The 19,455-nt window shown below is 71.8% G+C and carries 17 protein-coding genes; 9 read left to right on the forward strand and 8 right to left on the reverse strand.

From position 1 onward, the window contains the following. Positions 1–5 precede the first annotated feature (5 nt). On the reverse strand, positions 6–563 hold the full coding sequence (locus tag M2283_RS18445) for a septum formation initiator family protein (RefSeq protein ID WP_280877355.1): 558 nt from the start codon (positions 561–563) through the stop codon (positions 6–8). Further along, a complete protein-coding gene (gene rsmH, locus M2283_RS18450; protein ID WP_280877356.1) occupies positions 560–1,516 on the reverse strand; it encodes a 16S rRNA (cytosine(1402)-N(4))-methyltransferase RsmH in 957 nt (318 codons plus the stop codon). Before rsmH ends, M2283_RS18445 begins: the two co-directional genes overlap by 4 nt. A 274-nt stretch (positions 1,517–1,790) precedes the next feature. On the opposite strand from rsmH, the gene M2283_RS18455 reads away from it, so the two are divergent. The 4 genes from M2283_RS18455 to M2283_RS18470 all read left to right on the forward strand — a co-directional run bounded on the left by M2283_RS18455 (position 1,791) and on the right by M2283_RS18470 (position 7,566). Further along, on the forward strand, positions 1,791–2,402 hold the full coding sequence (locus M2283_RS18455; RefSeq protein ID WP_432423094.1) for a beta-class carbonic anhydrase: 612 nt from the start codon (positions 1,791–1,793) through the stop codon (positions 2,400–2,402). A 249-nt stretch (positions 2,403–2,651) separates the two neighbouring features. Beyond that, the gene (locus M2283_RS18460; RefSeq protein WP_280877358.1) at positions 2,652–3,689 is read left to right on the forward strand and encodes an AAA family ATPase; all 1,038 of its coding nucleotides are present in this window, start codon (positions 2,652–2,654) and stop codon (positions 3,687–3,689) included. Beyond that, positions 3,689–5,062: a DUF58 domain-containing protein gene (locus M2283_RS18465; protein ID WP_280877359.1), complete on the forward strand. Its 1,374-nt coding sequence runs from the start codon at positions 3,689–3,691 to the stop codon at positions 5,060–5,062. Before M2283_RS18460 ends, M2283_RS18465 begins: the two co-directional genes overlap by 1 nt. Further along, on the forward strand, positions 5,059–7,566 hold the full coding sequence (locus M2283_RS18470) for a transglutaminase TgpA family protein (RefSeq protein ID WP_280877360.1): 2,508 nt from the start codon (positions 5,059–5,061) through the stop codon (positions 7,564–7,566). The genes M2283_RS18465 and M2283_RS18470 overlap by 4 nt, the downstream gene beginning before the upstream one ends. A 440-nt stretch (positions 7,567–8,006) precedes the next feature. Here M2283_RS18470 and M2283_RS18475 read toward each other — a convergent pair whose 3' ends face one another. The 3 genes from M2283_RS18475 to M2283_RS18485 form a co-directional block, all read right to left on the reverse strand. Next, positions 8,007–8,399, reverse strand: a complete 393-nt coding sequence (locus M2283_RS18475; protein ID WP_280877361.1) for a DUF3040 domain-containing protein — start codon at positions 8,397–8,399, stop codon at positions 8,007–8,009. 277 nt (positions 8,400–8,676) lie between these two features. Further along, positions 8,677–9,504, reverse strand: a complete 828-nt coding sequence (locus M2283_RS18480; RefSeq protein WP_280877362.1) for a methyltransferase — start codon at positions 9,502–9,504, stop codon at positions 8,677–8,679. 201 nt (positions 9,505–9,705) lie between these two features. Further along, positions 9,706–10,278 (reverse strand): SAV_6107 family HEPN domain-containing protein, encoded by a 573-nt coding sequence (locus M2283_RS18485; protein WP_280877363.1) that lies wholly within the window; start codon positions 10,276–10,278, stop codon positions 9,706–9,708. A gap of 172 nt (positions 10,279–10,450) precedes the next feature. On the opposite strand from M2283_RS18485, the gene M2283_RS18490 reads away from it, so the two are divergent. From M2283_RS18490 to M2283_RS18510, 5 genes are all read left to right on the forward strand, one after another. Next, positions 10,451–11,221, forward strand: coding sequence for an ATP-binding cassette domain-containing protein (locus tag M2283_RS18490; RefSeq protein ID WP_280877364.1), 771 nt, complete (start codon positions 10,451–10,453; stop codon positions 11,219–11,221). Continuing rightward, positions 11,193–13,277: a YhgE/Pip domain-containing protein gene (locus M2283_RS18495; RefSeq protein WP_280877365.1), complete on the forward strand. Its 2,085-nt coding sequence runs from the start codon at positions 11,193–11,195 to the stop codon at positions 13,275–13,277. Before M2283_RS18490 ends, M2283_RS18495 begins: the two co-directional genes overlap by 29 nt. A gap of 11 nt (positions 13,278–13,288) precedes the next feature. Continuing rightward, complete coding sequence (locus M2283_RS18500; RefSeq protein ID WP_280877366.1) at positions 13,289–13,921, forward strand: TetR/AcrR family transcriptional regulator; 633 nt, start codon at positions 13,289–13,291, stop codon at positions 13,919–13,921. Positions 13,922–14,311: 390 nt separating this feature from the next. Then, on the forward strand, positions 14,312–14,926 hold the full coding sequence (locus M2283_RS18505; protein ID WP_280877367.1) for a DUF4126 domain-containing protein: 615 nt from the start codon (positions 14,312–14,314) through the stop codon (positions 14,924–14,926). Between the two features lie 57 nt (positions 14,927–14,983). After that, on the forward strand, positions 14,984–16,501 hold the full coding sequence (locus M2283_RS18510) for a phytoene desaturase family protein (protein WP_280877368.1): 1,518 nt from the start codon (positions 14,984–14,986) through the stop codon (positions 16,499–16,501). 72 nt (positions 16,502–16,573) lie between these two features. Here M2283_RS18510 and M2283_RS18515 read toward each other — a convergent pair whose 3' ends face one another. From M2283_RS18515 to thiE, 3 genes are all read right to left on the reverse strand, one after another. Continuing rightward, entirely contained in the window at positions 16,574–17,572 is a 999-nt protein-coding gene (locus tag M2283_RS18515; protein WP_280877369.1) for a hypothetical protein, read from the reverse strand. Positions 17,573–17,628: 56 nt separating this feature from the next. Next, positions 17,629–18,552: a methylenetetrahydrofolate reductase [NAD(P)H] gene (gene metF, locus M2283_RS18520; protein ID WP_280877370.1), complete on the reverse strand. Its 924-nt coding sequence runs from the start codon at positions 18,550–18,552 to the stop codon at positions 17,629–17,631. Positions 18,553–18,692: 140 nt separating this feature from the next. Further along, positions 18,693–19,340, reverse strand: coding sequence for a thiamine phosphate synthase (gene thiE, locus M2283_RS18525; protein ID WP_280877371.1), 648 nt, complete (start codon positions 19,338–19,340; stop codon positions 18,693–18,695). Between the last annotated feature and the right edge of the window lie 115 nt (positions 19,341–19,455).

Below are 19,455 nucleotides of genomic sequence, written 5' to 3' on the forward strand. Positions count from 1 at the left end.
TTCCGTCACCTGCCGGGAGTCGTGGTCGGAGTCGGAGTCTGGACGGCCGGCGTGGCCGCGGGGGAGGTCGGCGTGGCCGCGGGGGCCGCCGGCGTGGTCGCCGTGGCCGGGGAGGCGGTGGGCGCCGGTGACGGCTCGATGGCCTCCGGCGGGCGCAGCACCAGCGGGATCTGTACGGCGGACTGCCGGGCGGCGGCGGCCGAGGGGACGCCCTTCACGGTGCCGTTGGGGTTCAGGAAGGCGGGGTCGCCGCCGGGGACCATGCCGAGCTCGCGTGCGCGGCGCTGGAGGGCGTCCGGGGCGGAGTAGGAGTCGATGTCCCGCTGGAGGGCCTGTTCCTCGTCGGTGAGGTTCTTGGTGTCCTTCTGGAGGTCGTCCAGCTTGAACGAGCCTTCGCTGAGCGCCGAGTTCAGCACCAGGAGCCCGATCAGGCCGCCGCCGAGGAGGAGTACGACGAGGAGGACGAAGGGCGTGCGGGCCGCCGCCTGGCCGCGGCCTCCGTTGCCCGGGAAGAGCCGCGCGAGCCGCGCGGCCCGCCCCCTCAGTTCGGGTTTCCTGCTCACTCGATGGCCTCCCTGATGCGCTCGGCGCCGCGCAGGCGGGCCGGCGCTGCCCGCCGGTTCTCGGCGACCTCTTCCTCGGTGGGAAGTTCGGCACCGCGCGTGAGCAGCTTGAGCCTGGGCTGGTACTGCTCCGGGACGACCGGCAGCCCGGCGGGCGCGGTGGTGGCGGCGCCCGCCGCGAACACCTGCTTGACCAGGCGGTCCTCCAGCGAGTGGTACGACAGGACGGCGATCCGTCCGCCCACGGCGAGTGTGCCCACGGCGGCCGGGATCGCCCGCTCCAGCACGGACAGCTCGCCGTTGACCTCGATGCGCAGTGCCTGGAAGGTGCGCTTGGCCGGGTTGCCGCCGGTGCGCTTGGCGGCCTGCGGCAGCGCGTCGCGGATCAGCTCGACGAGCCGTGCGCTGTTGCTGAACGGCTCCTTCTCGCGCTCGCGCACCACGGCGGACACGATCCGCTTGGCCTGCTTCTCCTCGCCGTAGGCCCGCAGGATCCGGACGAGTTCGCCCGGCGGGTAGGTGTTGAGGACCTCGGCGGCGCTGACGCCGGTCGTCTGGTCCATGCGCATGTCGAGCGGGGCGTCCTGGGCGTAGGCGAAGCCGCGGTCGGCCTCGTCGAGCTGCATGGAGGAGACGCCGAGGTCGAAGAGGACGCCCTGCACGCGCGCGATGCCGAGTCTGTCGAGCACCTCGGGCAGCTCGTCGTAGACGGCGTGCACGAGGGTGGCGCGGTCGCCGAAGGGGGCGAGCCGCTCGCCGGACAGGCGCAGCGCTTCCTTGTCGCGGTCGAGGGCGACAAGGCGGGCCTCGGGGAACTGCTCCAGCAGGGCCTCGCTGTGGCCGCCGAGGCCCAGGGTGCAGTCGACGACCACCGCTCCGGGCGCCTCCAGGGCGGGCGCCAACAGGTCCAGGCACCGCTGGAGCATCACCGGAACATGTCGACTCTGGCTCAAGGGGCCCTCTCAGGTCGGCGCGGCCGGCCCGCACCGCCGGGTCCCCGCCCGCGGGGAGATTTCCGGCGCTGCCGCCGGGGTCTCCTGGGGATTTCAGTCCAGCGGGGAACGCCTCGGCTCCCGCTTCGCGTCACTTTAGTCCACGGTCTCTCGCGGTCAATCAACCGGCCTGCGCGTCGCGGCCGGGCCGTCGGACGAAGCTGCGAACCGGGAGAAATCACCCGGGCGGGCGCAGCCCCCTCCCTCGTGTGGCTTACCTCACACAGAGCACGTGATGACGCTCTTTTTCCCTTCTCACCACAGGACCGGAACGGCGGTGACCAGTACCGTCGTAGATATGACGACTTCTGCATCCGCTGCCACCGCAACCGAAGGCGCCATATCCGACGGCGGCACCGTGACCGACCGCCTCGTCGAGGCGAACGGACGGTACGCCGCCGCCTTCTCCGATCCCGGGATGGACGCCCGCCCTGTCCTGCACGTCGCCATCGTGGCCTGCATGGACGCCCGCCTGGACCTGCACGCCGCGCTCGGCCTCGAGCTCGGCGACTGTCACACCATCCGCAACGCGGGCGGTGTGGTCACCGACGACGTGATCCGCTCGCTCACCATCAGCCAGCGCAAGCTCGGCACCCGCAGCATCGTCCTGATCCACCACACCGGCTGCGGCCTGGAGGCCCTCACGGAGGACTTCCGCACCGAACTGGAACTGGAGGTCGGCCAGCGCCCGGCCTGGGCCGTGGAGTCCTTCCGGGACGTCGACCAGGACGTACGCCAGTCCATGCAGCGCGTGCGCACCTCGCCGTTCCTGCTGCACACCGACAATGTGCGCGGCTTCGTGTTCGACGTGAAAAGCGGCCTGCTGCGCGAGGTCGACCCGGCGTAACCACCCTCTTCAGGCCCCTCTGGCGGCTCTCGTTCTGCGTAAATCCCAGGCATGCTGGAGCCCAAGCACGGTAAAACCCGACATATCGCGGCCAGTTGTCCACAGTCGAGTGACACGAAACGGTAACGGCAGCAAGAATGCGGGTGTGGCGTCGCGCGGAACTTTTTACGCGCGGTGTCCGTGTTCGGGGTGGGCCGGTCCGCATCACAGCGCGACGGCCCGGAGAAAGAACGGGCCGAGGAGGGCCGGGTGACGACCTATGACGATCGAGCGAGCCTCACTGATCTGACCGCCACTGTGGAGCGTGTCCGCAGTTCGGTGGAAGGAGTGATCGAGGGCAAGCCCGAGGTCGTACGGCTTTCGCTGACCGTGCTGCTCGCCGAGGGACATCTTCTGATCGAGGATGTCCCCGGCGTGGGCAAGACGATGCTGGCGAAAGCGCTGGCACGGTCCATCGACTGTTCGGTACGGCGAATCCAGTTCACCCCTGACCTGCTCCCCTCGGACATCACAGGGGTGTCCATCTGGGATCAGCAGCGCCGGGACTTCGAGTTCAAACCGGGCGCGATCTTCGCGCAGATCGTGATCGGTGACGAGATCAACCGAGCGTCGCCGAAGACCCAGTCCGCGCTCCTGGAGTCCATGGAGGAACGTCAGGTCACCATCGACGGAACGACCTACGAGCTGCCCAGCCCCTTCATGGTGGTGGCCACGCAGAACCCGGTCGAGATGGAGGGCACCTACCCGCTGCCCGAGGCGCAGCGGGACCGCTTCATGGCCCGGGTCTCGGTGGGCTACCCCAGCGTGGAGGCCGAGCTGCAGATGCTCGACGTGCACGGCGGGGTGTCCCCACTGGAGGACCTGCAGCCGGTGGCGCACGCGCACGACATCGTGAAGCTGATCGAGGCCGTCCGGGGCGTCCACGTGGCCGACACGGTCCGCAGGTACGCGGTGGACCTGGTCTCCGCCACGCGCACGCACCCCGACCTCAGACTCGGCGCCTCACCGCGCGCGACGCTGCATCTGTTGCGCGCGGCGAAGGCGTCCGCCGCACTCAGCGGCCGCGAGTACGCCCTGCCGGACGACATCCAGGCACTCGCCGTCGCCGTCCTGGCCCACCGGCTGCTGCCGACCGCCCAGGCCCAGCTCAACCGCCGCACGGCGGAGCAGGTGGTCCAGGAGATCCTGCAGCGCACCCCGGTGCCCGCGACGCCCCAGCAGCAGGGCGGCTACGGCATCGGCCACGGCTCGCCCGGATACGGCCAGCAGCCGCCGCGGAGGCTGTGATGTCCTCCGGGAGCACCGGGCAGCCGGACGCCGAGCGCGACGAGAAGGGCGGCGTCCGTACGGCCCTCGCGGGTCTGACCACCCGCGGCCGCTCCTTCCTCGCGGCCGGCATCGCGGCCGCGATCTGCGCCTACGTCCTGGGCCAGAGCGACCTGCTGCGGGTCGGCCTGCTGCTCGCCGCGCTGCCCCTGGTCTGCGCGCTGTTCCTGTACCGCACGCGCTACCGGGTGGCCGGCAGCCGCCGGCTCTCCCCCGCGCGCGTGCCCGCCGGCAGCGAGGCCCGCGTCCACCTGCGGATGGACAACGTCTCGCGGCTGCCCACGGGCCTGCTGATGCTCCAGGACCGGGTGCCCTACGTCCTGGGCCCGCGGCCCCGCTTCGTGCTCGACCGGGTGGAGCCGGGCGGCCGCCGCGAGGTGTCCTACCGGGTCCGCTCCGACCTGCGCGGCCGCTATCCGCTGGGCCCCCTCCAGCTGCGCCTGACCGACCCGTTCGGGATGTGCGAGCTGACCCGCTCCTTCTCGACGTACGACACCCTGACGGTGATCCCGCGCGTGGAGGCGCTGCCGCCGGTGCGGCTGACCGGCGAGTCCAAGGGGTACGGCGAGGGACGGCAGCGCTCGCTCGCCCTGGCCGGCGAGGACGACGTGATCCCGCGCGGGTATCGCTACGGCGACGATCTGCGCCGCGTCCACTGGCGGCTGACGGCTCGTTACGGCGAGCTGATGGTGCGCCGCGAGGAGCAGCCCCAGCGCTCCCGGTGCACGGTGCTGCTCGACACCCGGGGCCTCGCCTTCGAGGGAGCCGGCCCGGACTCGGCCTTCGAGTGGGCCGTGGGAGCCACCGCCTCGGTGCTGGTGCACATGCTCGAACGGGGCTTTTCCGTACGGCTGTTGACGGACACGGGCAACTCGGTGCCCGGCGAGGGCGCCGACGGGTTCGCGGGCGCCAGTCAGGAGACGGCGGACGCGGCCGGCCTGATGATGGACACGCTCGCGGTGATCGACCACTCCGACGGCACGGGCCTGTCCCGCGCCTACGACGTGCTGCGCGGCGGCAACGAGGGGCTGCTGGTGGCCTTCTTCGGCGACCTCGACGAGGAACAGGCCGCGGTGGCCGCCAAGATGCGCCAGCGCAGCGGCGGCGCGGTCGCCTTCCTGCTGGACAGCGACTCCTGGGTGCGGGAACCGACCGATGTGCCCGGGGCGTTGGACAGGAGCGAGGACCGGCTGCGGATGCTGCGGGAGGCGGGCTGGACCGCGGTGCAGGTACCGCGCGCGGCCTCGCTGACCGAGCTGTGGCGCCAGGCGGACCGTGAGCGCACGGGCCTGACCGCCGCCGGCGGGACGATAGGTGAGGGGACGGGATCATGAGCGGGAGGGCACGACTGGCGGTGTTCGCCTGGGCGGCCACGCTGCTGGCGTCCTGCGCCCTGCTGCCGCTGGTCGAGCCAGCCATCTGGATCCTGCAGGCGGCGTTCCTGCTGGCCGTGCAGACCGGGGTGGGCGCGGCGACCCGCCGGGTGCCGCTGGCCCGGCCGCTGACCGTGGCCGCGCAGGCCCTGGTCACGCTGATGATGCTGACCCTGATCTTCGCCCGGCAGCAGGCCGTCCTCGGCATCGTGCCGGGTCCGCAGGCCTTCCAGCACTTCGCCGACCTGCTGCAGCAGGGCAGTGACGACATCTCGCGGTTCGCGATCCCGGCCCCGCTGGAGTCCGACGGCATCCGGCTGATGATCCTCGGCGGCGTCCTGGTGATCGGGCTCGCGGTGGACACCCTCGCGGTGACCTTCCGCAGCGCGGCACCGGCCGGCCTGCCGCTGCTCGCGCTGTACTCGGTTGCCGCCGGGCTGTCCGAGGGCGGCGCCGACTGGCTGTGGTTCCTGGTCGCGGCGGGCGGCTATCTGATGCTGCTGCTGGCCGAGGGCAGAGACCGGCTCTCGCAGTGGGGCCGGGTCTTCGGCGCGGCGGCACGCACTCCGGGCAGCGAGCCCGGCGCGGTGGCGCCGGTCCGCGCGGGACGGCGCATCGGCGTGGTCGCACTCGGCCTCGCCCTGGTGGTGCCCATCGCCCTGCCGTCGATGGACGGCGGCCTGCTGGACGGCGCCGGCACGGGAGTCGGCGCGGGCAACGGCAGCGGGGGCACGATCTCCGCGGTGAACCCCCTCGTCTCGCTGCGCGACAGCCTGAACGTGGACGAGGACCGCCAGGTCCTGTCCCTGAAGACCAACAGCGACGACATCTCGGACATGTACCTGCGGATCGTCTCGCTGGACGACTTCGACGGCAGCACCTGGAAGCCGGCCAAGCGTCACATCACCTCCGTACCCGACCAGTTGCCCACCCCGACCGGGCTCAGCGGCGACGTCAAGCGGGCGGAGATCGAGACCCGCGTCTCGGCCGCCGACTGGTACGCCCAGGACTGGCTGCCGATGCCCTATCCGCCCAGCGGCGTGGACATCACGGGCAACTGGCGTTACGAGCCGGTGGGCATGACGCTCGTCGGCGACCACGGCCAGACCACGCGCGGAGAGACGTACACGGTCAAGAGCCTGGACGTGCAGCCGACGGCCGAGCAGCTCGCCGACGCGCCGGAGCCGCCCGCCGCCCTGAAGCGCGACTACACCAAGGTGCCGGACTCGGTGCCCGCGGTGGTCGCCGACACGGCCCGCCAGGTCACCGAGGGGGCGACGAACCACTACGAGCAGGCGGTCAAGCTCCAGGACTACTTCACCCTCGACGGCGGCTTCGAGTACGACACCCAGGTGGACGTCGGCACCGGACCGACGGCGATAGCCAAGTTCCTGAAGGACAAGCAGGGCTTCTGCGTCCACTTCTCCTTCGCGATGGCGGCGATGGCCCGCAGCCTGGGCATCCCGGCCCGGGTCGCGGTAGGCTTCGCCCCCGGATCGCCGCAGGCGGACGGTTCGGTGACGGTGGGTCTGAAGGACGCGCACGCCTGGCCCGAGCTGTACTTCGAGGGCGTGGGCTGGACCCGCTTCGAGCCGACCCCGAACCGCGGTACGACCCCCTCGTACACCCAGACGGAGGCGCCCGGCAGCACGCTCCCCGACGTGGCACGTCCCTCGACGTCCGCGGGCGCGTCCACCTCGGCGGCGCCGTCGGCGAGCACCAGCTGCGCCGCGCAGGACAAGAAGCTGGAGGCCTGCGCGGGCGCGCTCCCGCTGGACACGTCGACGCCGGGCGACGTCGGCCCGCCCTGGTACGAGATCGCGGGCTGGACGCTGCTCGGCCTGTTGGCGGTCGTCGTACCGCTGCTGCCCATGCTGTGGCGGCTGAGAAGGCGCCAGGTGCGGTTGGCCTCGGCCCAGCACGCCTCGTCCGGCCCGGGGCTGCCGCACGGCCGGCGCAAGGCGGGAGCCGGCGATCCGGCCACCGCCGACGGTGTCTCCGTGGCGGCCCTGCCGGGAGAGATCGTGCCCGAGTACTCCGCCGAGGTGGCCGCCGGGCATGTCCTGGCCGTCTGGCGCGAGCTCACGGACACGGCCTGGGACTACGGCATCGAGCCGGACGACGCGCTGACCCCGCGCAAGGCGGCCGCGCGGATCGTGCGGCTCGGACAGCTGGAGCCGGAGCCTGCCGAGTCGGTGCACCGGGTGGCGCACGCCGTGGAGCAGGTGCTGTACGCACCGCAGCCGCGGGCCGTGCCCGGGCTGGCCGAAGATGTGCGCAAGCTGCGGGTGGCCCTGCGGTCCAGGGCCGGCCGGACCACGCGGCTGCGTGCGGTCGTGGCGCCCCGTTCGGCCGTCCGTGCGCTCTGGGACGCCTCTGACCGCTGGACGGCCCTCAAGGCCCGCTGGGCCGAACGGTGGGCGACGCTGGTGCGACGCCCGTCCGGACAGCAACAGGGCGGCTGAGCCGTCCGTGTGAGCGATACGGCCCCGACCTCTCGGAGATCCCCTCCGGAGGCCGGGGCCGTGTGCTTTTGGCGGCCGTCTGCCGCTGCCCGAGGCAGGGGCGTCGGCAGCCGTGTGCTTTGGCTGCGGCATGGTCGCCGGAGGGCCGTCTGCCGCTGCCCGCCACAGGGCCGTCGGCAGCCGTGTGCCAGTGCCCACCGCATGCTTCTGGCGAGCTTCTGCCGGTGCCGCCGCATGCCGTTGGCGGGCGGCCGGTGCCGCCGTATGCCGGCCCATGCCCCGCTGCCGCCCGTGACCGTCCCCGCGGATCGCCTGCCACCGACCGTGGTGCTCCCGCGGATGCGCCCGGCATGGGCGCGGCCGTCAGGGCATGCGTGAAGGGGTGACCACCCGTCCGGTGGTCACCCCTTCGACCGCATGGTGAAGAGCGGCTCGTCGAGCTATTGGCCCTGCTGTTCGTCGCGGCGCCGCTGCCAGCGCTGCTCGATCCTGTTCATCATGGAGCGCTTCTGCCGTCCCTGACGGCGCGCCTGCGGGGCACCGGCGGGCTGTTCACCTGGCTTGGGGGCCTTGCGCCAGCCGGTCACGGCGAGTACCGCACAGCCCAGCATGACGAGGAATCCCACCACGCTGAGCCAGACCTGCTTGGCGACCATTCCAGCCATGAGGAGCGCGATACCCACGAGGAAGCCCGCGACCGCCTGGTAGACCCGTCGCCGGGTGTACGTGCGCAGCCCGCTTCCCTCAAGCGCTGTCGCGAACTTGGGATCTTCGGCGTACAGCGCTCGCTCCATCTGCTCGAGCATTCGCTGCTCGTGCTCCGAGAGCGGCACGGAGTCCTCCTCATCGTGCAGTCGCCGGGGCGACTCGGGGGGTCCCTTCAGGATAGGCAGGGAATCGCCCCCGTGAAACCCGCCCCTCTGCGCCAATTGGCCAACCGGAATCCGCCATGAACATTCCGGCTCGCTGAATCTTCCATTCCCCAGCGGCCGACCGGTCATGCCGGGTGGTCTCCCTCGATCATACGGCGACGAGCGCCCGATCGGGGGGCCTGTGGCGTACTCCATGTGCAGCCAAGTCCCTGATCAGCGGCGCGGCACGGGAGGGCACTCAGGCCTCGGTGGCCCCCCGCGTCTCACCGAGCACGTGAAGCTGCGTGGCGACCGAGTGGAAGGCGGGGAGCGCGGCCGCCGCCTCCTCCAGCTTGAGCAGCGCCTCCAGGGCGCCGGGCTCGGTGTCCACGAGCACGCCGGGGACGAGGTCGGCGAAGACCCGTACGCCGTGCACGGCACCGACCGTGAGGCCCGCGCCCTCGACGAGCGCGGTGAGCTGTTCGGCGGTGAAACGGTGCGGAACGGGGTCACCCGTGCCCCAGCGACCGTTCGGGTCGGTGAGGGCCTGGCGGGCCTCGTTGAAGTGGCCGGCGAGGGCTCGCGCGAGCACGGCTCCGCCGAGTCCGGCGGCGAGCAGGCTCAGGACGCCCTCGGAGCGCAGGGCGGCCACCACGTTGCGGACGCCGTCGGCCGGGTCGTCGACGTACTCCAGGACGCCGTGGCACAGCACCGCGTCGTAGCCGCCGCGCTCGACCACGTCGAAGAGTCCGTGGGCGTCGCCCTGGACGCCCTGGACGCGGTCGGCGACACCGGCCTCGGCGGCGCGGCGCTCCAGCGCGAACAGGGCGTTGGGGCTGGGGTCGACGACGGTGACGCGGTGGCCGAGGCGGGCGACGGGCACCGCGAAGTTGCCGCTGCCGCCGCCGGTGTCGAGGACGTCCAGCGCCTCCCGGCCGGTCGCCTTGACCTGCCGGTCGAGGGCGTCCTGGAGGACCTCCCACACGACGGCGGTACGGAGGGAGGCGCGGGGACGGTTGGGGTCGGAGCGCAGCGGCGTCGTTTGCGGGCGGTCTTGGGAGACGGGCGGGCGCATCGGGTCCGACACGGCAGTTGACTCCTCGGCGCGGCACCGCCTCTTGCGCGGCGGAGCGAACGGGGCGCCTCCCCTGCCGGGGCGAGAGGGAGGCTTCAGGCGCCCTCCACCCTATTGCCTCCACTGCCGGACCCGGTCACGCGCAGGCATGCCCGACGACCCGTCTCACGAGCCGGACCTGGGGCGTCCGGACCTGGCGTCTGGCACGCCCCCTCACCCCGCGTCCGGGTAGTCGCGGTCCCTGTCACCGTCCTGGGCCCCCTCGTGGCGATCGGTTTCCTGGCGTGGTTGCGGGAGGACCGGCTGGAGGACCAGCATCCGCTCGACGAGGCGGAGGAACATCGCCACGTCGCGTATCAGGTCGTCGGCGTCACGGCGGCTGGCCGCGCCCTGGATGCCGGCCTCGGCGCGGGCGCGGCGTCGGGCGCCGGAGGCGAACAGGGCGCTCCACTCGGCGAGTTCGGGCACGATCTCGGGGAGCACTTCCCAGGCGCTCCGTATGCGGGCCCGCCGTCGGGAGGTCGGCTCGGGGCGCCCGCGGGCGGCGAGCACCGCGGCGGCGGTGCGCAGGGCGGCGAGATGGGCCGTGGCGTAACGCTCGTTGGACGTTTCCAGGACGGCGGCCTCGTCGAGTCCGGCGCGGGCCTGGGCGAGTAGGTCGAGGGCGGCAGGTGGGGCCGTGGTCCGGCGCAGTACGGGGTGCACATCGCTCGCCGGTCCGGTCAGTGAGGGGGCAGGGCCGGTGGCGCGGCGCCGGCGAGCGGCGGCTGCGTGGTAGCTGGCCATGACGAACCTCCTGTCGTCTGCGTGACGGCTGTGTGGCCGTATGTGTCCATCGTGCGGTATGGCACTGACAATCCGATCTGACCTGCGCTTTTGCTTCGATCTAAGGTTCGGGATAGTTTTTGCACTGACCAGTCAGTGCAAAAGCAGGGCAGGTGGGGGACGGGTGAAGGGGATGGAGGGAACCGTGTCCGGTGTCGGCATCACGGCCCGGGATCTCGGGCTGAAGGGACCGCGCGGCTGGGCCTTCCGCGGGGTCGCGCTCGACGCGGAGCCCGGCTCGCTGATCGCGATCGAGGGACCGTCCGGCTCCGGCCGTACGTGTCTGCTGCTCGCGCTCACCGGGCGGATGAGGCCTACGGAGGGTTCGGCGACCGTGGGCGAGTGGCGGCTGCCGAAGCAGTTGGCAGCCGTGCGACACGTCAGCGGGCTCGCCCATGTCCCCGGCGTCACCGACCTCGACCCGGCCCTGACAGTCGGCGAGCACCTGCGTGAACGGGCGCTGCTGCAACGGCGATTCGGCGACTCCCTGCGCGGACTGCTGCGCCCCCGGGCCGAGCGGGTGGCGGAGGCGAGGCTGCGGATCGACAGCGCGCTGGCCGCCGCCGGGCTGGACCCCGCGGCCCTGCCCAAGGGCGCCCGGACGGCCGTACGGGATCTGGAGCGGCTGGAGGCGCTGCGGTTGTCCGTTGCCCTCGCCCTGGTCGGCCGGCCGCGGCTGCTCGGCGTGGACGACACCGACCTCAAGCTCGCGGACGCCGAACGGGCCGAGGTCTGGGCGTTGTTGAGGTCCCTCGCCGCGTCCGGCACCACCGTCCTCGCCGTGTGCAGCGAGGCCCCCGAAGGCACCGTCGCGGTGTCCACGCACCCGTCCCCGAAGCAATCGACGCATACGTCCCCGAAGGAGGAGCAGGCCGATGCGCTCGCCGAAACTGGCCGTTCTTGAGCTGAGGCGCTTCGGCCGGGGGAAGCTGCCCCGCGCCGCCCTGGTCGCGCTCCTGCTGCTGCCGTTGCTGTACGGCGCCCTGTACCTGTGGTCGTTCTGGGACCCGTACGGCCGTCTCGACCGCATCCCCGTGGCCCTCGTGAACGACGACAAAGGCGCGAGCGCTGACGGCAAGAAGGTCTCGGCCGGCGACGACATCACCAAGGGGCTGCGGGACAGCGACGTCTTCGACTGGCACGAGGTCAGAGCCGACGAGGCACACGCGGGCGTGGAGGACGGGACGTACTACCTGTCGCTGACCATGCCGGCCGACCTCAGCCGACGGATCGCCTCCAGCGCGGGCGACTCCCCCGAGACGGGCGCGCTCCAGGTGCGTACGAACGACGCGAACAACTACATCGTCGGGCAGATCTCGCGCACGGTCTTCAGTGAGGTGCGCCAGGCCGCGTCCACCAAGACGTCACGGTCCTTCCTGGACCGGATCTTCATCTCGTTCTCCGACATCCACGGCCAGACCGTGAAGGCGGCCGACGGCGCCGACCGGCTCAAGGGCGGTATCGGGAAGGCGGAGAAGGGTTCGCAGGATCTCGCCGACGGGCTGAAGGACGCCAAGGACGGCAGCGGCAAGCTGTCCAAGGGGCTGAAGAAGCTCGACCGGGGTGCCGGCGATCTGGCGGACGGCTCCGCGCAGGTGGCGGACGGCACGCGGACGCTCGCCGACAAGGTCAACGGCGTCGACGCGAAAGTGGCGCCCTTCCTCAAGGACAACGAGAAGACCATCGGCGACACGGCTCAGTTGGTCGCCGACTCCTCGAAGGCCGTCCGCGCCCATCTCGGCACCCTGGTGAAGGCGGCCCCGATCGCCGCCAAGGGCGCCCGCACGGCCGCCGACACGCTGGACGACGTCTACAAGGCGCGCTGCGTGAACCCCGTACTGCCGGACGCGGCCTGCTCCGATCTGAAGAAGGCCAAGGACGCGGCCGCCGAGGTGGCCACGGTCGCCGACGACCTGGACACGCTGATCGGCGACCAGGACGGCGACTTGAAGAAGCTCGACAAGAACCTGGCCACCCTTCAGGAACAGGCCCAGGCGCTCGCCGACCGCGCTCCCCACCTCTCCGAGGATCTGGCCGGCGCCGTCGCCAAGATCAACAAGCTGAACGAGGGTGCGGGGAAGGTCGCCACGGGTGCGGAGAAGCTCAACAAGGGGCTCGGCACGGCCAGTTCGGGCGCTACGGACCTGGACGCGGGCGTCGGGAAGCTCAAGACGGGCGCCGAGGATCTCAACGGCGGTATGTACAAGCTCGTCGACGGCTCCGGGAAGCTCGCGGGCGGGCTGCACGACGGCGCCGGGCAGATCCCCGACTACGACAAGCGGGACCGCGACGAGCGCACCGGCGTCATGGCCGACCCGGTCCAGCTGGTCTCCAAGGACCTGCACAAGGCACCCAACTACGGCACCGGTTTCGCCCCTTACTTCATCCCGCTGTCCCTGTGGGTGGGCGCGATGGTGGCCTACATGTTGATCGCGCCGATGAACCGGCGGGCGCTCGCCGCGGGTGCCTCGGCATGGCGGATCGCGCTGGCGGGCTGGCTGCCGGTGGTGGCGATCGGGGTGCTCCAGACGGTGGCCCTGATGTCCGTGCTGCACTGGGCGATCGGCCTGGAGATGGTCCGGGCGGCCGGGACCGTGGGCTTCCTGTTCCTGGTCACGGCGTGCTTCGCGGCGCTCGTGCAGTGGCTGAACGCGCGCTTCGGGGCGGCGGGCCGGATCCTCGTACTCGCCCTCCTGATGCTGCAGTTGACGTCCGCGGGCGGCACCTACCCCGTGCAGACCAGTCCGGGCTTCTTCAACGCGATCCACCCCTTCCTGCCGATGAGTTACGTCGTCGAGGCCCTCAGGAGGCTCATCACGGGCGGCGGCCTCGGACCGGTGTGGCACGCGTGCGTGGTGCTCCTCGCCTTCACCGCGGGCGCCCTCGCACTGACCGCGCTGTCGGCCCGCCGGCGCCAGGTGTGGACCCTCGACCGTCTGCACCCGGAGCTGAGCCTGTGAGAATCGGGACCATGGAAAGCAGCAGCATCCCGTCGGGCGGCAGCACCCGCCGCGAGGCCACCCGACAGAAGCTCTACGAGGCGGCCGTCACGCTCATCGCCGAGCAGGGCTTCTCCGCCACCACGGTGGACGAGATCGCCGAGCGTGCCGGGGTCGCCAAGGGCACGGTCTACTACAACTTCGCGAGCAAGTCGGTCCTCTTCGAGGAGCTGCTGCGACACGGCGTAGGCCTCCTCACCGCCTCGCTCCGGGAGGCCGCCGAGCAGACGGCCCGGGACGGCGGCAGCAAGGTGGACGCCCTGGACGCGATGATCCGCGCGGGACTCGGCTTCATCGCCCGCTACCCGGCCTTCACCCAGCTGTACGTGGCAGAGCTGTGGCGTACCAACCGGACCTGGCAGTCCACGCTCATGGTGGTGCGGCAGCAGGTCAACGCCGTCGTCGAGGACGTGCTGCGCGACGGTGTGGCGGGCGGCGAGTTCAGCGACGAGATCGACATCCGGCTGACCGCGGCCGCGCTGGTCGGCATGGTCCTGGTGGTCGCCCTCGACTGGCAGTCCTTCCAGCCGGAACGCTCCCTGGACGACGTCCACGCGGCGATGTCCCGGCTGCTCCAGGGACGCGTCAGCGGTCACCGGGGGTGACACGGAAGGGATGTCACGGGGCGTGACACACGAAAGCGCCGGTCCGCTGTGGCCGCGTCCCCCGCGGGCCACCTCGAACCGGCGCCTTCTCCTGCTCCCCCGTTTTCCCCGTTCCCCCTGTTGGGACCCCGTTCCGGTCATTCCCCCGGGTTCCCCCGTGCCTCGCTCCCGCCGACAGTGCCGGCGGAAGGAGCGGATCGTGGGCGGCTCCGTTCCGGCGCCCCGTGTCGCCGGTGCCGAAGCCGTTCCCCTTTCCGTGTCTCCACTCTCTCGTTCACGCAGGTCGGGCCCCATCCGCGCGCGTACTCAACTCACCCACTAGGTACGCATACTCAGCCATCCGCACTCAGCCCCAGGACGCCGGTTCGCCGACTGGTTACGATCGCCTCCGTGTCCGTACTTCCCCTGGTCTTCACCAGCGGCTGGGCCAGCGGCATCAACGCCTACGCGGTGGTGCTGCTGCTCGGCGTGTTCGGTGCCACCGGACTGACCGACGACGTCCCCGAGGCGATGCAGCGCCCTGAGGTCCTCGTCACAGCCGGCGTGCTGTTCCTGATCGAGGCCGTCGCCGACAAGATCCCCTACCTCGACTCGGCCTGGGACTCGGTGCACACCGTGATCCGGCCGGTCGCCGGCGCCTGGGTCGGCGCGCTGCTCGCCGGGCAGAGCGGGTCGATGAACGACGTGGTTGCGGGTCTGGTCGGCGGTTCGACGGCTCTCGCCAGCCACACGGTCAAGACCGGGACGCGGATGGCGATCAACACCTCGCCCGAGCCGTTCAGCAATGTGATCGTGAGCCTGGCCGAGGACCTCGGGGTCGGCGGGATCGTCACGTTCGCGATGTTCCATCCCCAGGCGGCGGCGATCATCGCGGCCGTGCTGCTGGTGGCCGGACTGACGGTGCTCATCTTCCTGATCTCCCGGATCCGCCGTTATCTGCGCCGCCGGGCCCAGCGGCGCGAGGAGCGCAGACTCGTCTCACGGGTGGACCGGCCGCCGGACTGACGGCAGGACCGACCGCCCGTGCCGGGATTGTCAGTGGCGGTCGATAAAGTCGCAGGCATGGGACGGATCGCGGTGATCGGCGCCGGCATGGGCGCCATGGCGGCCGCCGCCCGGCTGGCCGTCGCGGGCCACCGGGTGGCGGTGTACGAGCATGGGGAGACGTACGGGGGAGCGGTGGGCCGCGTCGAGCGGGACGGCTTTGCCTTCGACACCGGTCCCGGTCTGCTGCCGCTGCCCGCGGTCTGGCGCGACCTGTTCGTGAAGACCGGCAAGGAGCCGCTGGAGGCGTGCGTCGAGCTGGTCCAGGTCGATCCGTCATCGCGGCACGTCTTCGCGGACGGCACCGAGGTGGCGCTGCCGAATGCCTCACGCGCGGGAACCGTCACCGCCCTGGACGAGGCGCTCGGCGCGGGCACGGGTGACCGCTGGGGCGACTTCCTGGTGCGGGCCCGCGAGGCCTGGGACCGCACCCGCCGGCCCCTCCTGGAGGAGCCCCTGTGGTCCGACTGGCTGGTGCTGGCCGAGCGCGAGCCCTACCCGTCCGTCCCGCACAAGCGACTGCTGCGCACCCGGCGGGCGGCCACGCTCGCCGAGATCGGCGCCTGGGAGCTGCGCGATCCCCGGCTGACCGCCCTGCTGGAGAGCCACGCGCTCGCGTACGGCCTGGATCCGCGCGTCGCCCCGGCGAGCGCCGCCGTCCTGCCGTACCTGGAGCATGCCTTCGGCACCTGGTATGTCCGGGGCGGTCTGCGGGAGTTGGCGCGCGCGGTGTACGAGCGGTGCGTGGCCCGCAGGGTCGAGTTCCACTTCGGCACCGAGGTCACCGGGATCCTGGAGAAGGACGGCCGGGCGGCGGGCGTGGAACTCGCTGACGGTTCCGTGGCGGAGGCGGACTTCGTGGTCGCCGGTGTCGCGCCCGCCGTGCTGAGCCGGTTGCGAGGTACGGCGATTCGAGGTGACGGCGAGGTCTCGCCGCAGAAGGGGCTGCCGAGCCGCCTGACGGTCCTGCTGGCGCTGCGCGGAGGACGACCGGAGGGGACGGCGCATCGGACCGTCGTACACGCGGAGGACCGCGAGCGGGAGTTGGACCTGCTGTTCGGCACGGGCACGTCGTCCGGGCCGGACACCAGACCCACGGTCACTGTGCTGCGGCCCGACGATCCGCGGTTGGTCCCGGACGCCGAGCACGAGGCGATCAGGCTCACGGCGGTGGTGCCGGCCCAACTCAACGGGGGCCGGGCGGAGTTCGAGGGCAACGAGCGACACGCCCAGCACTTGATCGACGTCGCCGAGCGGGTCGTACCCGATCTTCGGGAGCGTCTGCTGTGGCATGAGGTACGCACCCCGACCGACATAGCGGAGGCGACCGGGACGGAAGGCGGAGCCGTACCCGCGCCCTCGCTTGCCGCGGCCGGCGGCGCGCTGCTGCACCCGGCCAACACCACAGCCCTGCCCGGCCTGTTCACCGTCGGCGGCTGGTCGCACCCGGGCGGTGGCCTGCCGCATGCGGGCATGTCGGGCGCGCTGGTGGCCGGACTGATCGTGGAGGGGCCGGAGTTCCGGGGCTCTCAGTGAGTTCCGGGCTCGTCCGGGGCCCTCGGAGAACGCCGGAACCCTCAGTGAGCTCCGGCGGTCACCGCTGAGGCCTCAGAAACGGTACTGCTGCTCGTCGTACCCGTGCTGCTGCTGGCCCTGACCCTGGCCCTGGCCGTCCTGCTGGCCCTGCCCGTTGTCCTGGTACGGGTACGCCTGCTCCTGCGGGAGTTCGCCGCCGTAGGACTCGTCGGTGCGCTGCTGCGGGACCCACACGCCGTTGCCGGGGGTGTCCGTGCCGTAGCCGGTGTTGCCGTACTGGTCCTGGCTGTAGCCCTGCTGCTGGCCGTACTGGTCGTAACCGGCGTCGTAGCCGCCGCCGTAGGACTGGGTGCCGATGTACGGGTCGGAGTAGGCCGCGTACTGCTGCTGGCCGGTGGTGTCGTAGCCGTACTGCTGCTGGTCGTAGCCCGAGTAGTCGTACGCGTAGTTCTGCTCGGCGCCCTGGGCGGCCGCCGCGTACTGGTCCTGGCCGGGGTAGGCGCCGGACTGGTCGTTGTTGGCGGCGGCGGCGTAGGCGGCCTCGCTGTACACGCCGTACGAACCGGTGTCGTCGGGCAGCGGCTGCGGCTCGTAGACCGCGGTCGACTCGGCGGCCGTGGGCTGCGCGGAGCGGGCGGGGGCGAAGACGTCGTCGCGGTCGAAGTCGTCGGCGTCCTGGCGGTAGGCCGCGCGGTCGTCGGCGTAGCCACCGTCGCCGTAACCGCCCTCGGCCGACTGCAGGTCGGAGACCTCCAGGTTCGGGTCCTGGTGGTCGGGCTCGCCGCCGCGGCGGCGCTTGGTGTCACCGCCGGTGCCCGGCCGGCTGACCGCCCAGCCGGAGGCAAAGCCGCGGCGGAACGACAGCGTGACGTAGGTCTGCCCGACCGCGAACGCGGCGGCACCCAGTCCGATGACGATCACCGAGGGGATCAGCACCCCGAGCACGACGCCGAGGAAGCCGACGAAGGCGAGCAGTCGCCAGCGCAACCGCGCCTTGTACTGCAGCAGCACCTCGCCCAGCAGCCACAGCGCGACGATACCGAACGCGATGTAGAGGACCGTCCAGCCCATGTACGCCCCTCTCCCAGTGACCGCTACGCAGTGTGTCGTATGTCCGTGCGGCCGGTCTAGGCCCGCGGGGGGTGGTGCAGGCCCAGGTTTTCGTAGATTTCCAGGGACGCCGTGGAGTTGTTGAGCGTGATGAAGTGCAGTCCTGGCACACCTTCGTCCAGGAGCCGCGCGCAGAACTCCGTGGCGAATTCGATCCCAATGGAGCGTACAGCCGCCGGATCGTCTTTTGCTGTGAGGATCCGCTCTTTCAGGACGGAGGGGATCGACGCGTTGCTGAGCTGCGGAAGTCGTTCGAGCATCTTCACGCTGGTGACCGGCATCACCTCGGGGATGACGGGGGTCGCGCAGCCTGCGGCGGCCACGCGGTCGCGCAGGCGTAGGTACGACTCCGGTTCGAAGAACATCTGCGTGATGGCGTAGTCGGCGCCGGCCCGGCATTTGTCCACAAAGTGTTCGACGTCACTGTCCCAGTCGCCGGAGCGCGGGTGCATCTCCGGGAAGGCGGCGACGCCGACGCAGAAGTCGCCGGACTCCTTGATGAGCCGCACCAGTTCGGCCGCGTAGGTCAGGCCCTGCGGGTGCGGCACCCAGTCGGCCATGGGGTCGCCGGGCGGGTCGCCGCGCACCGCGAGGATGTTGCGGATCCCGGCGTCGGCGTACTGGCCGATGATGTTGCGCAGTTCGGCGACGGAGTGGTTGACCGCGGTGAGGTGCGCGACCGGGGTCAGGGTGGTGTCGGCGACGATCTGCTGCGTCTCCCGGACGGTGCCCGCGCGGGTGGAACCGCCGGCCCCGTACGTCACGGAGACGAAGTCCGGCGCGACCGCCTCGACCCTCCGGAGGGCGCCCCACAGGTTCCGCTCCCCCTTGGGGGTCTTCGGCGCCGAGAACTCGAACGAGTACGTCGTCTTGCCGGACGCCAGGATGTCGCGCACCGTGCGTGCGCGGTCCGTCCTGGTGGATGCGGTTCCGAGGGCCATACCCGCAGGTTAACCAGGGGGCGGCGGTCACCCAACCGGATGCCGGATATTTGCCCGGATTGTCTGCCTGTTGTCCACCCATCGGACAACCGAACGGACAGCCGGGCGGCCCCGCGGTCCCCAACGGACCACCCGTCCCGTCACGCCTCCCGCAGCCGCTTCGCGAACTCCGCCGCCGCTGCCCCGGGGTCGTCGGCCTCCGTGATCGCCCGCACCACGACCACCCGGCGGGCGCCCGCCGCCAGCACCTCGTCGAGGTTGGCGAGGTCGATGCCGCCGATGGCGAACCAGGGGCGGTCGGTGTTGAGGGCGGCGGTGTGCCGGACCAGGTCGAGGCCGGGGGCGTGCCGGCCGGGCTTGGTGGGGGTCGGCCAGCAGGGGCCGGTGCAGAAGTAGTCGACGCCTTCCTGGACGGCGGCGGCCTCGGCCTCCGGCTCCGCGTGCGTGGAGCGGCCTATGAGGACGTCGTCCCCGAGGATCGCGCGGGCCGCGGGGACCGGGAGGTCGCCCTGGCCGAGGTGGAGGACGTCGGCGCCGGCGGCGTGGGCGATGTCCGCGCGGTCGTTCACCGCGAGGAGCCTGCCGTGCCGGGCGCAGGCGTCGGCGAAGACCGCCAGGTGCTCCAGCTCCTCGGCCGCCTCCATGCCCTTGTCGCGCAACTGCACGATGTCCACGCCGCCGGCCAGCGCGGCATCGAGGAACTCCGGCAGGTCGCCCTGGCGCTTGCGAGCGTCCGTGCAGAGGTAGACACGGGCTCCGGCGAGCGCGGCGCGTGCGGTGTCGGACATGTGCGGGTCCCCCTGGTGGTCGGTTGCGTACGGTTCGGCGGGGCCGGCCCGGTCGCCGGGCGTACGAGGCCGGCCGGGCGTACGAGCGGCTCATGCACGGTCCGCTCGCGTCACC

This window comes from Streptomyces pseudovenezuelae, from assembly GCF_029892565.1.
Lineage (GTDB): Bacteria > Actinomycetota > Actinomycetes > Streptomycetales > Streptomycetaceae > Streptomyces > Streptomyces pseudovenezuelae_A.

Bases quoted from the DNA above. Each gene is read 5' to 3' on its own strand.
- M2283_RS18455 (WP_432423094.1), top strand. From the start codon at position 1,791: ATGACGCTCTTTTTCCCTTCTCACCACAGGACCGGAACGGCGGTGACC.
- M2283_RS18495 (WP_280877365.1), top strand. From the start codon at position 11,193: ATGCGCTCGCCGAAACTGGCCGTTCTTGAGCTGAGGCGCTTCGGCCGG.
- M2283_RS18490 (WP_280877364.1), top strand. From the start codon at position 10,451: ATGGAGGGAACCGTGTCCGGTGTCGGCATCACGGCCCGGGATCTCGGG.
- M2283_RS18485 (WP_280877363.1), bottom strand. From the start codon at position 10,278: ATGGCCAGCTACCACGCAGCCGCCGCTCGCCGGCGCCGCGCCACCGGC.
- metF (WP_280877370.1), bottom strand. From the start codon at position 18,552: ATGGCCCTCGGAACCGCATCCACCAGGACGGACCGCGCACGCACGGTG.
- M2283_RS18515 (WP_280877369.1), bottom strand. From the start codon at position 17,572: ATGGGCTGGACGGTCCTCTACATCGCGTTCGGTATCGTCGCGCTGTGG.
- M2283_RS18500 (WP_280877366.1), top strand. From the start codon at position 13,289: ATGGAAAGCAGCAGCATCCCGTCGGGCGGCAGCACCCGCCGCGAGGCC.
- M2283_RS18465 (WP_280877359.1), top strand. From the start codon at position 3,689: ATGTCCTCCGGGAGCACCGGGCAGCCGGACGCCGAGCGCGACGAGAAG.
- thiE (WP_280877371.1), bottom strand. From the start codon at position 19,340: ATGTCCGACACCGCACGCGCCGCGCTCGCCGGAGCCCGTGTCTACCTC.
- M2283_RS18510 (WP_280877368.1), top strand. From the start codon at position 14,984: ATGGGACGGATCGCGGTGATCGGCGCCGGCATGGGCGCCATGGCGGCC.
- M2283_RS18470 (WP_280877360.1), top strand. From the start codon at position 5,059: ATGAGCGGGAGGGCACGACTGGCGGTGTTCGCCTGGGCGGCCACGCTG.